Here is a 12,434-nt window from a genome sequence, read left to right on the forward strand (position 1 = left end):
TTCTCAGCATCAGCCCCCCCCCGAGACTTATACAGGTTCTTCAGAAAAAGACGGCTTCAGCCATAACCCTGGCTGAAGCCGTCTTAAATATGTCTATGCCGCTCCCGGCAATCCGCCGTCTACCACTTGGAGCCGCCGGAAGAATTCCTGCCGGACTTGCCGCCGCCCCAGGAAGAGCCGCCCGACGACCGGCCGCCGCCGCCCCAGGAGGAGCCGCCGGAGGAACGTCCGCCGCCGCCGAACCCGCCCGAGGAGGGCGGCCCGGACGACATCCGCTTGCGGGCCTGTTCTCTGCGCTGCTGTTCCCGCATCATTGCCAGCCGGGCGGCCTGCTCCGCCGCTTCCTTCTGGCGGACAAGCCGGTTCGCTTCTTCCACGAAGCTGGAAATCTGCGAAGCATAAGCACGGCCTGTACTCTCCAGTTCATCCAGATTGTATGGACGGGCGGACAGGCGCTGCTCCAGCTCGGCATATTCCGGCAGCAGGGACAGCTGGAAGCGGCTCTGTGCAGCAATCCCTCTGCTATGCAGCAGACTCTGTGCCGCATCGACCCGGCTCTGTCCTTCCGTGAACAGCCTTCTCAGGCTGTCCAGACGTTCGTACAGAGAGCTCAGACTGCTGTCGATACTGCTGAATTTGCCTTCAGTCTCGTCCTGCAGCGTTAGCAGCCGGTCGAGCCCGCTGCGCGCATTCTCATATTCACCGCGTGCATCGCTGGTCCAGGTCTCTATCTGCGGCACTTCGCCTGCGCTTTGCCGCAGTGCGGCGCCTGTCTCCTCAAGCGTCTTCTCCAGACCGTCCAGATGCTGGCGGGCGAACTGGTTCCCCGCCTCGGTGAGCTTGCTCTGCAGCTCATTGCGCCGCTGGGTCAAGCTCCCCCACTTGCTGCGCACCGTCTCCAGATCTGCGCGGTTGCTCTGCCGGATCATGGCCTGGCGTTCCGTCATGGCGACGGCTTCAGCCAGCAGCGCATCCAGCGCGGCACCGATCCGCCGCACCTCATCCATGTCGCCGCTGCGCAGCGGCGCCTCCAGGGACCCGGCGGCAGCGGAAGCCTGCTCCAGACTGTCATAGGGCTTAACCTTCATATTGTGCAGGGAGTTCTGCTCAATCAGCCCGGCAATTCGGCTGCGGGCAGCGGCCAGAACCCCGGGGAATGCCTTCAGCTTATCGTCAAAAGCATCTACATCCTGCAGGTCCCGCTCAATCTGCTCCTGGCGCTCCTGCGCCTCTGCGGTAATATCCTGTGCAGCAATCGGGTCAAACAGCTCCAGCTGGTCAGCTTTGGCAGTTTCTGCGGCCAGCTCCTGCAGGTCTTCGGCGATTTCCTGCAGCGGGTAGCCGGTCTCTTGGGCCGCTTGCTGCAATTGTCCGTCAAGCTCGGGCGCATCCTGCTTCAGTTCGGTGATCCGCTGCTTGACGTTCCGGTCGGCCTCGCTGATGACAGCAATATTCTTCTCCTCCTCTTCAAGCGAGGTGCGGAAAGTACCTTCCGTCTGCTGAAGCTGTTCTGTTGCTGCTTTGAGAGCGGACAGGCGGTAGAAGGGCGGCAGGGCACCTTGCCCAGTTGTCTGCAGCGCTGAGATCTCGACCAGCTGCGAGGTCAGGCGCTTCGATATGCCCTCGACCAGTTCCCCGGTCTTGCCCTGCACGATTCCCTGGAAGGGCTGAAGGGATTCGAGGGCACGATTCGCCCGTACCAGCAGGTCAGACAACAATTCCTGCTGCCCTGCAAGCCCGCTGCGGCGGCGCATTCCTGTAATCAGCACGTACAGCAGGAGCAGCAGTAAGGCGGCACCCACAACAATAGCGGCGAGCGATAAGAAGGATAGTCCGCCCCTGCCGGTTTCGGCCGCCTCCGATCCGCTGCTTCCGGCTGTCCCGCCGTTGCCGCCTGATCCGCCACCCGCAGTACCACCTGTACCACCTCCAGCAGTTCCTCCGGCAGCGCTGCCCGGTCCGCTGCCGACGGCTTGCAGCTCCTTAATGACAGAGCTGATTCCTCCCGCGAAATCACCGTCTCTGGCATAAGGATTGAAGTAAGTCTCCAGCAGCTTAGTGATTGCCGCGCTGCCTGAAGCTCCGCCGAGGTTCTGCGACCAGGCATTGAGCGAGTTCTGCAGCTCCGGATTATCGAAGTTAATCTCCGTCTGCTGGTCTCCGTAAGCGATCAGAAGCAGGATATCCCGGGTCTTCAAGTTCCAGGTATCGTATACCTCATCTGCATAACTGGCTGGGTCCGCGCCGTCAAGAGAGTCTATTGTCAGGATATGGAGAGTATAGCGGTCCGTTGCGGTCATCCGGGTGATAGCTTCTGCTTCCTGGGCAGTAAGTAAGCCGGCTTCATCAGTAACAACTCCCTGCTGTACAGGAATATCCGCAGCATAGACGCCGGGGATCCGGAGCAAGGATAATAGTAAGACCAAGGCGAGGATTTTTCTCAAGTCTGCACACTCCGATCTATGGGCTGTTGTTCGTTATATTATGCTAATCATTATATCATTAAACATTCCGGAGACCTCAGATGCAGCCGCCCTGGAATTAGCCCCCGTATACTACAAAAAAAGCCGCATTCCCGTAACGGAAATGCGGCTATATACATTCTTCTATAACTAACAGCAACTGTGTCCTTGCCAATGGCAGGAGGCTTAGCTGTTGTGTGCGCGGAATAATCTATCGGGTTTGCAGACAGAGGATATACTGCAATCTGGACTTGATCTCTTTCTGCCATTTCATATCTCCGACTTTTACAGCAAGATTGAGCAGATCCAGATAATCGTCAACCTGTAATGCGGTCCGGGTGGTGGCTGCGTTCATGGGTGTTCAGTCTCCTTTTAACTCAAATATAGTCAAGTAATGAATAATAGATATTCAATAATGATAATCATTATCAACCTTTATGTTATTATCCACATTTTGCTCCCAAAAAGCAATACAAATATAAATTTTCTTATTTTAAAATTCTCGCTGAAACCGTACCGTCCTTAAAAGGACGGCAAAGCCGCTTCCATGTGCTTCTTCGACAATAAATAAACGATTCTGCAGAATTTGCACATTTTATCAGAACTGAAGCATAACTAGCAGGAACCTTACCATTTTTTGTCGAATACAGCTTCATATAAATGCGTTTAGCCGATTTTTATGGGACAAAGGAGAATTGCGATGAAGCGGTGTAAACTCTTGCTTCTAATTGGCATCGTGCTCATGATTACACCCGCCGCTGCCGCTCACGCCGAAAGACAGGATATTAAGTACCAGGCAGAACTGGAATATCCCCCTTACAAGTACATACAGAACGGATATCTGACAGGCTTTGATATTGATCTGACGAGTATGATTTTTGAGAAAAAGGATTATCTTATTCTATACAGCACCGGGGAATGGGAGAGTACATACAGCCTGCTGACTGAGGGCAAGATCGACACGACCGGCCTCATGGCCGTAACCGAGGAGAGAAAGCAGGATACCTTGTTCTCCAGACCTGTGCTAAGGAGCTACATTTCCGTCTATTCCCGCCAGGAGCTTAGTGAAGAAGTGAAGCTGAGCACGTTGAAAAATTACAAAATCGGTGTAGGTAAGGGACAGTATTCGGAAACTGTTCTGCAGAATAAGGTGGGAATCTCATCCACACAATACATAGAATATGCAACCGTACCTGAAGCAGTGGAGGCTCTGCGCAAGGGCGAGATTGATCTGCTGTTCGAGAATCAGGGGGTTGTGGATTATCTGATTGTTGAACAGGGACTGACCGGAACGATTGTCCGCAAAATGAACAATCTTTATCCTCAGGATGTCGCTTATGGCATCAGCAAGACCAAGCCGGAGCTGGTGTCTTATGTGAATGCCAGACTTGAGCGGCTGGAACGCTCCGGGGCATTCGAAGAGCTGTATCAGCAATATTTTTTCGCTCACTCGGATTATCATCAGTCGATGATCCGTAACAGAATCATATCAGGAGTGGCCATAGGGGCTATCCTACTGGTATTCGGCGCTGTGCTGCTCCGGATATATATCCGGCGTCTGCGCCGGACAATTCACTCTGAACAGGAATTCTTCGAGGATGTGATCGAGAATACCGGGATGATCATATGGGCGGTACATGGAGACAAGCGGAGCGTGCGCTTCAATCAATATGCCGAGAAAATGACCGGGCTTTCAGAGAAGGATGTGCTCGGCGTGAGTATCGATGACCTGCCTGGTCTTGAGGGCGGAGCGGCAGTGTTGCGGGATCTCCTTACCAAAGCGGTTTATCTCGATTATGTGACTAATGTGGAGCTGAAGCTTCCGGAGCATTCTCCGGCTGCGCATTATTTCTCCATCCGCACTACCCTGATCAAGGGGATGGATGATCAGGCGGAGGATATATTTGTCCTGGTCGGGCTTGATATCGATGAACGCAAACAGAACGAACTTAAGCTGCAGATGAGTTACGAGGAACTGGAATCTACCTATGAGGAGCTTGCGGCAACTGAAGTTGAGCTGCAGGACCAGTTCAACCGGCTGGGCGTCAGTGAACGGCGTTTCCGTCTGGCCTCCGAAGGCTCAGGTGCCTATATGTGGGAGCTCGACTGGGATAGCGGCTTCTACAAGCTCTCGGACCGCTGGTATGAGGTCATGGGCTACACCGAGGAAGAGATTAACGCCTTCGAAGGCGGCGTGCTCAGCATCATTCATCCGGATGATCAGGAATCTGCACGCAAAGCCAGACAGGAGCATCTTACCGGGCTGACTCCGATCTACGAAACCGAGTACCGGATGAAGACCAAAGATGACGTCTACGTCTGGTTTGAGGTTAGAGGGAAGGCGATTGTGGACCCGAGAGACCAAATCGTACTGTTCCTTGGCTCGCTGATTGATATCAGCAAGCGGAAGCAGGCGGAGTTCAATCTGAATAACAGCTATCAGGAGCTTGAAGCGACCTATGAGCAGCTTACGGCTACGCAGCAGGAGCTTGTAGGGCAATATGAGATGCTGCTGGAGAATCAGAAGAACATGCACCGCCTGGCTTATGTGGATTCGCTCAGCAATCTGCCCAACCGGATCTGTCTGCTGGAGACGATGGAGAATTATTTCCGCCGGCCTGGGGGGAGAGCAGCGCTTCTGTTCGTAGACACAGACAACTTCAAGTATATTAATGATACGCTAGGACATAAATCCGGCGACATTCTGATCCGCAAGGCCAGCGAGCGCCTGCAGTCGGTAGTCCGGGAAGGGGACATGCTCTCCCGGCTTGGCGGCGACGAATTTGTAGTGTTTCTCAAAGACATAGAGAGCCGCGTGGATGTGCTGAATCTGGCCGAGGACATTATGCGCTCCTTCCGCAAATCCTTCCTCATCGGCGAGAGCAACCTGTACGTCTCCTGCAGCATCGGGATCTCCTTCTACCCGGAGGACGGGGAGACGACGGAGGAGATTCTGAAGAATGCTGATGTAGCGATGTACCGGGCCAAAGAAGAAGGAAAAAGCACTTATGTGGTTTATGACAAATCAATGCATACGGCATTTAATGAACGGATGAACATTGAGAAGCATCTGCGGAGTGCCATGAACAATAATGAATTTGAGCTGCATTATCAGCCGCAGGTGCAGATCGATACGGGACTGATCTCGGGATTCGAGGCTTTGATCCGCTGGAACAGTCCGGTGCTCGGTTTTGTCTCTCCGCTCTCCTTCATCAAGATTGCCGAGGATTCCAGGCTGATAATTTATATCGGGGAATGGGTGCTGCGGGAAGCCTGCAAATTCATGAACAGCATCCACCAGCTTACCGGAATCTCTTATAAAATATCAGTGAATATCTCCATTATTCAGCTGCTGCAGGATGATTTCGTGGAGATTGTTCTGGATAGTCTGGAAGAGAGCGGTCTTGAGCCGAGCAGTCTGGAGCTGGAGATTACGGAATCCATATTCATGGAATCGTTCGAGAGCACCGTCAGCAAGCTGGAATTCCTGAAGTCGCGCGGCATCCGGATTGCGCTGGATGATTTCGGGACGGGGTACTCCTCCTTAAGCTATCTTCAGCAGCTGCCGATTTCGACACTCAAAATGGACAAAATTTTCATTGATTCCCTTGCGGATAAAGCCTATAGCGAGTCCTTCGTTCAGACGATCATTATATTGGGCCATAAGATGGGCCTGGATGTTGTAGCCGAGGGCGTGGAGGACTCCAGCCAGCTGGCCTTCCTCAAGGAATCGAATTGCGACAAGGTTCAGGGTTACCTGATCAGCCGGCCGGTGCCGCAGCGCAAAGTAATTGAACTGCTCGTGCCGCAGAAGCGTTATGAAGTAGATCATCTGAATTAGAGCTTATAGATTATTACATAATAAAAGCGGGTCCCGGGCATGGATAATATGCCTGTGGACCCGCTTTTTTGAACTATAAAAATGTTTATTCGCAGCTAGAAGATAACGATTTTGTTCTTGCCTGTTTTTTTGGCTTCATACAGGGCATCGTCTGCCTGCTGAAAAGTGGAGCTCTTCGAATCGGTTCCATCATAATCATGCATGCCGATGCTGACCGTAACCGATTTATTCTCCATTTCATTAATGGGCAGGCCGGCAATTCCGGTTAGGATCTTGTCCATAATCCGCACAGAATCCTCCAGCGGCTTGGCGGTCAGAATGATAACGAACTCTTCACCCCCGTACCGGGCGGCGAAGTCATCCGATCCGATATGCTGCAGCATAACTGCAGCTACCTGCTTCAGTACAATATCGCCAACCCAGTGGCCATACTGGTCGTTTACTTTTTTGAAATTGTCGATATCGAGAACCGCCAGCTGCAGGGGGAAAGGATTGTTCTGCTGATGCTCAATCAGCCAGCCCAGATATTCATGAAAGGTCTTGTGATTGTACAAGTCGGTCAAGGGGTCAATCTTGGACAGCCTGTCCATAATAATATTCTGAATGCGCAGATCCTGCTCCGACTTCACCGAATTCTCCAGTGACTGCATTAGATCCCGTCCCCGTGCAATGACGCCGAACCCGGCCAGTGAAGTTCCTGCGAAGATAAGGGTGATAATAATGTTCTGGATGCGCAGGGTATAGTCATAGGTGGCTGTGTTGAGGAACAGCATAATGATATAGATCAGGCAAATAACCGAGGAAGCCTTCAGATAATTGTCCTTCAGATAGATCATGGATACCAGCAGCGGAAGCAGCATAATCAGCGGCTTCACATGAAACTCCGTGCTCAGATTCATGATCATCAGAATGCCGTACAGATGGCTTGCGACAATAATTGAGAACTCGGACATCAGCGGTTTCCATTTATGTACAACCTCGAGAATCAGAAGCAAGACGAGCAGTATGGAGTCGGGGATCAATATGTGGTTAATGAAATATTGCCCGCCTGAGAGCTCAGGCCGGTGGCCCCACATGGATAAGGCAACAAATAGCTGGCTTGCCAGATAAACAAACAGGACCATCCAAAAGGTATTGAGGAGGACACGGTTCCAGTACATTTGGCGAGGAGTTGGCGGTGGGATGTGCATAAGATGTTCCTCTTTTCCAGTGGCAATATACTTATATATTCGACAATTACCCCGATTTTCCTCCCTAATCCGATACTGTGATCATTGTTCGTGTTTTGGTGATTAACACTAGGTATTTATAGCTACTAATGCTGATATAATGATGCAAACACGAATTATTAATGCGATATATCCTTGACACATTCGCATAATTTCTGTAGAATTCCAATTGGCTCACAATAATGAGCTAAGCTGTTCGTATATCCTCAATGATAAGGTTTGGGGGTTTCTACAGGGGACCGTAAATTCCTGGCTACGAATAGGGTGCATTTTGCATACCTATGAAGAGGTCGGGATTTTTGTGCTGTTTGCGTAAGTGAATTTATATTTATCGCAGAAACAGAGCAGCCCTTATCCACTGCAGGGCAGCCGTTTCATCCTGGGAGGAACAGAGAACCTATGAGTAAATATGATGTGATTGTTGTTGGAGCCGGTCCGGCCGGAATATTCGCCTGCTATGAATTGACACTTAAAGCACCGGAGCTGAAGATCCTGCTGGTGGACAAGGGCCATGATATCTACCGCCGGAATTGCCCGATTCTCGAGGAGAAAATCAAGCTCTGCCCTCCGGCTTCGGGCCGTAAGGAATTCGCCGGATGTCTGCCGGCCTGTTCGATTACTGCCGGCTTTGGCGGTGCAGGTGCGTATAGTGACGGCAAATTCAACATCACGACCGAGTTCGGCGGCTGGATGACCGATTATCTGCCTCCTTCCAGGGTGATGGAGCTGATTGAATATGTTGACAGCATCAACCTGGAGCACGGGGCCACGCCGGTTATTACCGATCCGACTACCGAGAGCATCCGCGGGATTGAGCAGCGGGGGTACGCGGCTGGGCTTAAGCTGCTGCGTGCGCAGGTCCGCCATCTGGGAACAGAACAGAACCTGGAAATCCTGAAATCCATATACGAATATTTGAAGACGCGCATTGATATGCTGTACAAGACAGAGGTAGAAGATATTGTTACCGTCAAGGAGAACGGTGCACTTCGCATTACGGGCATTACCTTGAAGAACGGTGAGAGCCATGAGGCGGATCAGGTAATGATTGCTCCGGGACGTGACGGATCTGCCTGGCTGACTGCGGTGCTGAAGAAACGCCGGCTCAAAATGTACAACAACCAGGTGGATGTTGGGGTGCGCGTAGAAACCTCTGATGTGGTAATGCGTGAGATTAACGAGCATCTCTATGAGGGGAAATTCGTCTTCAATACATCTGTGGGGACACGGGTCCGCACCTTCTGCAGCAACCCTTCAGGACATGTTGTCGTGGAGAACCACAGCGGAGTTATGGCAGCGAACGGACACTCCTACAAGGACCCGGCGCTTGGCTCCAAGAATACCAACTTTGCCCTCCTGGTCTCCCATACCTTCACCGAGCCGTTCGATAAACCGAATGAATATGCCCGGGAAATCTGTAAGCGGGCCAATGATCTGTCCAGCGGCGGTGTGATCGTGCAGAAGTATGGCGATATCCTGCGCGGCCGCCGTTCCACGGAGACACGGATCAAGGAAGGGTTCCTTGAGCCCACGCTGAAGGAAGCGGTGCCTGGCGATCTGGGTCTGGTCCTGCCGTACATCACGATGAAGAGCCTGATTGAAATGGTCGAGGCGCTGGAGAAGGTTACACCGGGTATAGCCTCCGAGCATACGCTGTTCTACGGAGTTGAGGCGAAGTTCTATTCTGCCCGGCCTAAGCTGACAGAGCAATTCGAGACCGAGATCTCCGGGCTCTACTGCGGCGGCGACGGTGCAGGCATTACCCGCGGCCTTGCACAGGCCGGAGCGGCCGGAGTATGGATCGCCCGGGGAATGATGGCTAAGATTAAACAAGAGGGCAACATGCAACCGGCAGTTCTATAGAACCGCCCGGGTGAATACCGGAAGGACAGCCTTACACGCAGAAGCTGCGGTGTACACGGCTGTCCTTTTTTTGGGAGGTTATATGTTGGAGTCTGAACATCCCCGGGCGCCCAACCCAACCCAACCCAACCCAACCCAACCCAACCCAACCCAACCCAACCCAACCCAACCCAACCCAACCCAACCCAACCCAATACTCCTCGTTTTCAACTGTTTTACCGGTTTGTCGAGTCTGAAGAATATGCGGGAGCGGGAAAAGTTGGTGCTAGTTAGCTTGAAGCTAGCGGAGCAGAAATAGATGGATTTCCTCCACTTGCTGATGCGCGAAAAGGTGCTGCCAAACCAATAGTTGGAAAAAGAACACTTAAATTACCCCAATTCAGCCAAAGTAGCGAAAACTAACATAAATAGGTGCTGTTAATCTACTTGCTTCCGTTCATTCGTAAGAAACGGTCAAATTAAGATACGTTTATCCACTTGTTGTGGCAGGCGGGGGGTGGAGTGGAGCGGAACGCCGTAAGTGGAGGATGGGTATAGAAATGGTTTCCTTAATTTTACTCTGCTGATATAATGTTAGAATACATAACATGATAGAGTGGAGTGAACGTTGAAGATGGGTATTCGCCGGGGGAAGGCCGTTCTGGTCGTTGTTTTACTGCTGCTTGTAGGTGTGTACAGCTTATGGGTTGATATGTACTGGATGCATAAGGTGATCTATCTGCTGCTAGTGGCGGCGCTCGGCGGACTTGCGCTGGACAGCTATCACGGCGGAGTCCTCAAGGACCGGCAATTGGCGAAATCCCGGGGCAAGGTGGAACTGCTCGGCAATGAGATTGTTGTCACCTCGGACCGGCTGCATGGGGCGCTCGAGGAAATTAGCCGCCATACGGAAGGGCTGCAGAAGACGGCAGACTATTCACATGCATACGAAGTGGATTTGCAGAAGCGCAGTAATGAGGCTAAGGCCAATATTGAGGGTGCTTTTGCCACCATGGGCGGAGTAGCGGCGGTGACGCAGCATATAGAGGAGCTGACCGGGAAGCTGGGGGCGACCATGCAGGCGACCCGCTCGGGAATGGCCGAGATGGTGGATTCACTGAAGAATACAGATGAGGTCATGGAGGAGCTGCAGGAGCAGAGCGGAGATATGCTGAACAAATTCACGACGCTTAGCGGCCATATTGCCATGGTGGAGGAGATTAACTCGCTGATTGTCGGCATTGTCAACGAAACCTCGCTGCTGGCGCTCAATGCTTCTATTGAAGCTGCGCGGGCGGGTGAACAGGGGCGGGGCTTCGCGGTAGTGGCCAGCCGGATCAGGCAGTTAGCCGACCAGAGCCGGAGTTCGGTAGACCGCTCCACGGAGGTGCTGCTCGATATCAATAACGGAGTGCGGCAGGTGCTGGAGTCGGTTACGAAAGAGCAGTCGGCAGTTGAGCACGGTGTGAATGAAGTAGCAACCGTGAAGCGGCGTCTCGGCGATATCTCGGACAGAATAGAAGAGGTGGGGACGGCGGTAGCTGAATCAGTCGCTGCGGCTGCGCGGCAGAGCAGGCTGATTGATGAGGTGACAGCCGAACTCAGCGGTGCAGTGGGTATTGTCAACGAGACCATCGCAGGTGTGGACCTGACGCTGGAGCAGGTCACCCGGCAGCGGTCCCAGATCGGCCAGCTGAATAATATCAGCGCCAGCCTGCTCATGGAGTCGCAATCCCTGCAGCAATCAGTGAATGCAATTGCGGCACGCGGGGTGATCGAGATGAGCGGGTACGAGGGACGGCTGCAGGAAATGCAGGTATTGCTGGAGGAGCTCTCAGCTAAGCAGGAGCTGTATTCACCGGATGCAGACAGCCATAGCAGCGTCCTTGCTTCCTGTATCCGTAAGGCTCCGGATGTGCAGGCGATCTGGTCCAACCGGACGGATGGCACGTTCATTTACTCCGAGCCTGCGGCAGGACTCCTGAATGCCAAACGCCGTGACTGGTGGAACGGGGCCATGAATGAAGGCCAGTACGTCTCGCAGCCGTATGTTTCGGCGATTACCAAACGTTCCTGCATTACGCTCTCCAGAGCGATTAAGGATGGCCGCGGAGAGATTGTAGGTGTGGTGGGGATAGATCTGGCGGTGTAAACTAGAGTGTTCCGGCGGGATAGCTGAGGAAGAATAACTGTACGAAGCAGATAACATTGTCTTGTAAAAAAGAGCAGCAGGCTGCCCCGGTCAGGGAGTACCTGCTGCTCTTTGCGGGTTGTACCGGGTCTCAGCCCGGACTAGGTAGCGTCAGCCGGGAGGCTGCGCAGCCCGCTCCAGATGCTCTGCCAGTTCTTGCCTGCAATCCGCTTCTCATAAATAGGCAGCAGATGCGGATGGGCGGCGAAGTAAGGCGAGGGCCGCAATACCAGCTGAATGACATCCGAAATTCCATGAGGTGCGGCCAGAATTACTTCCCCATTCCCGTCCAGGGAGAGTCCAAGCGCCGTTGCCGTCTCGGGGAATTTGGACATGCCGTCTGTGGACGAGTAATAGGGCGGCAGGTTATTGACGGTATGCATCCTGGCCTGATTCTTGACTGACCAGGGGATTCCGGGATACCGGCGCTTCAGCTGGGCTTCCCACGATTTCTCCACTTCCTCCCGCAGGTCGCCGGGGTCATAATAGATCACATCAATATCCGCGAGGGGTGTTCTCTCCGTAAAACCATGCTGCACATCCCAGATCTTGGACCGCACAAATCCGGCGCAGACCCACCAGTCCGGCAATTGCAAAGTTCCGGCAGCCTTCAGAATATCCATCATCCAGGCATCTTCCATCACCCGCCGGAGAATGTCTGCTTCACTGGTTATTATCATTGTATAATCTCTTCTTTCTCTGCTGAAATGAAGACAATAATCCATTATAGCCCGGATGGAGCGGAAAGTGTATGCTTCGCAGAAGGTCTTTTTTTCTGAAAAATAAGGCTTTATAATGGACCGATAGATTGTCCGATGGGGGCCTGAATGTGCAACATAACCTGAGTATTCTGCTGCAATTGTTTGAGC

At 52.8% G+C, this 12,434-nt stretch carries 7 protein-coding genes and 1 riboswitch; of the genes, 3 read left to right on the forward strand and 4 right to left on the reverse strand.

Annotated features, from left to right (window positions below; genetic code table 11):
• Positions 1-119 precede the first annotated feature (119 nt).
• Both P40081_RS02175 and P40081_RS38905 read right to left on the reverse strand, forming a co-directional pair.
• Positions 120-2,444 (reverse strand): TPM domain-containing protein, encoded by a 2,325-nt coding sequence (locus tag P40081_RS02175; protein WP_042133007.1) that lies wholly within the window; start codon positions 2,442-2,444, stop codon positions 120-122.
• A gap of 229 nt (positions 2,445-2,673) precedes the next feature.
• Positions 2,674-2,817 (reverse strand): hypothetical protein, encoded by a 144-nt coding sequence (locus P40081_RS38905; RefSeq protein ID WP_171720322.1) that lies wholly within the window; start codon positions 2,815-2,817, stop codon positions 2,674-2,676.
• A gap of 345 nt (positions 2,818-3,162) precedes the next feature.
• On the opposite strand from P40081_RS38905, the gene P40081_RS36135 reads away from it, so the two are divergent.
• Positions 3,163-6,303 carry an EAL domain-containing protein gene (locus tag P40081_RS36135; RefSeq protein WP_052421638.1) on the forward strand — a complete coding sequence of 1,047 codons (3,141 nt, stop codon included), beginning with the start codon at positions 3,163-3,165 and terminating at the stop codon, positions 6,301-6,303.
• Positions 6,304-6,398: 95 nt separating this feature from the next.
• Here the strand turns inward: P40081_RS36135 and P40081_RS02185 are convergent, their stop codons facing one another.
• Entirely contained in the window at positions 6,399-7,493 is a 1,095-nt protein-coding gene (locus tag P40081_RS02185) for a GGDEF domain-containing protein (RefSeq protein ID WP_042133009.1), read from the reverse strand.
• A 215-nt stretch (positions 7,494-7,708) separates the two neighbouring features.
• Positions 7,709-7,808, forward strand: a riboswitch (purine riboswitch).
• A 123-nt stretch (positions 7,809-7,931) separates the two neighbouring features.
• On the opposite strand from P40081_RS02185, the gene P40081_RS02190 reads away from it, so the two are divergent.
• Both P40081_RS02190 and P40081_RS02195 read left to right on the forward strand, forming a co-directional pair.
• Positions 7,932-9,395, forward strand: coding sequence for an NAD(P)/FAD-dependent oxidoreductase (locus P40081_RS02190; RefSeq protein WP_042133011.1), 1,464 nt, complete (start codon positions 7,932-7,934; stop codon positions 9,393-9,395).
• Positions 9,396-10,008: 613 nt separating this feature from the next.
• The gene (locus tag P40081_RS02195) at positions 10,009-11,526 is read left to right on the forward strand and encodes a methyl-accepting chemotaxis protein (RefSeq protein ID WP_052421639.1); all 1,518 of its coding nucleotides are present in this window, start codon (positions 10,009-10,011) and stop codon (positions 11,524-11,526) included.
• 140 nt (positions 11,527-11,666) lie between these two features.
• On the opposite strand, the gene P40081_RS02200 is transcribed toward P40081_RS02195, so the two are convergent.
• Positions 11,667-12,245: a nucleotidyltransferase family protein gene (locus P40081_RS02200; RefSeq protein ID WP_042133013.1), complete on the reverse strand. Its 579-nt coding sequence runs from the start codon at positions 12,243-12,245 to the stop codon at positions 11,667-11,669.
• Between the last annotated feature and the right edge of the window lie 189 nt (positions 12,246-12,434).

Source organism: Paenibacillus sp. FSL P4-0081, assembly GCF_000758565.1.
Taxonomy (GTDB): Bacteria; Bacillota; Bacilli; order Paenibacillales; family Paenibacillaceae; genus Paenibacillus_AQ; species Paenibacillus_AQ phytohabitans.

Excerpts from the sequence above, each read along its gene's own strand:
- P40081_RS38905 (WP_171720322.1), bottom strand. The coding sequence starts at position 2,817 with ATGAACGCAGCCACCACCCGGACCGCATTACAGGTTGACGATTATCTG.
- P40081_RS36135 (WP_052421638.1), top strand. The coding sequence starts at position 3,163 with ATGAAGCGGTGTAAACTCTTGCTTCTAATTGGCATCGTGCTCATGATT.
- P40081_RS02185 (WP_042133009.1), bottom strand. The coding sequence starts at position 7,493 with ATGCACATCCCACCGCCAACTCCTCGCCAAATGTACTGGAACCGTGTC.
- P40081_RS02190 (WP_042133011.1), top strand. The coding sequence starts at position 7,932 with ATGAGTAAATATGATGTGATTGTTGTTGGAGCCGGTCCGGCCGGAATA.
- P40081_RS02195 (WP_052421639.1), top strand. The coding sequence starts at position 10,009 with ATGGGTATTCGCCGGGGGAAGGCCGTTCTGGTCGTTGTTTTACTGCTG.
- P40081_RS02200 (WP_042133013.1), bottom strand. The coding sequence starts at position 12,245 with ATGATAATAACCAGTGAAGCAGACATTCTCCGGCGGGTGATGGAAGAT.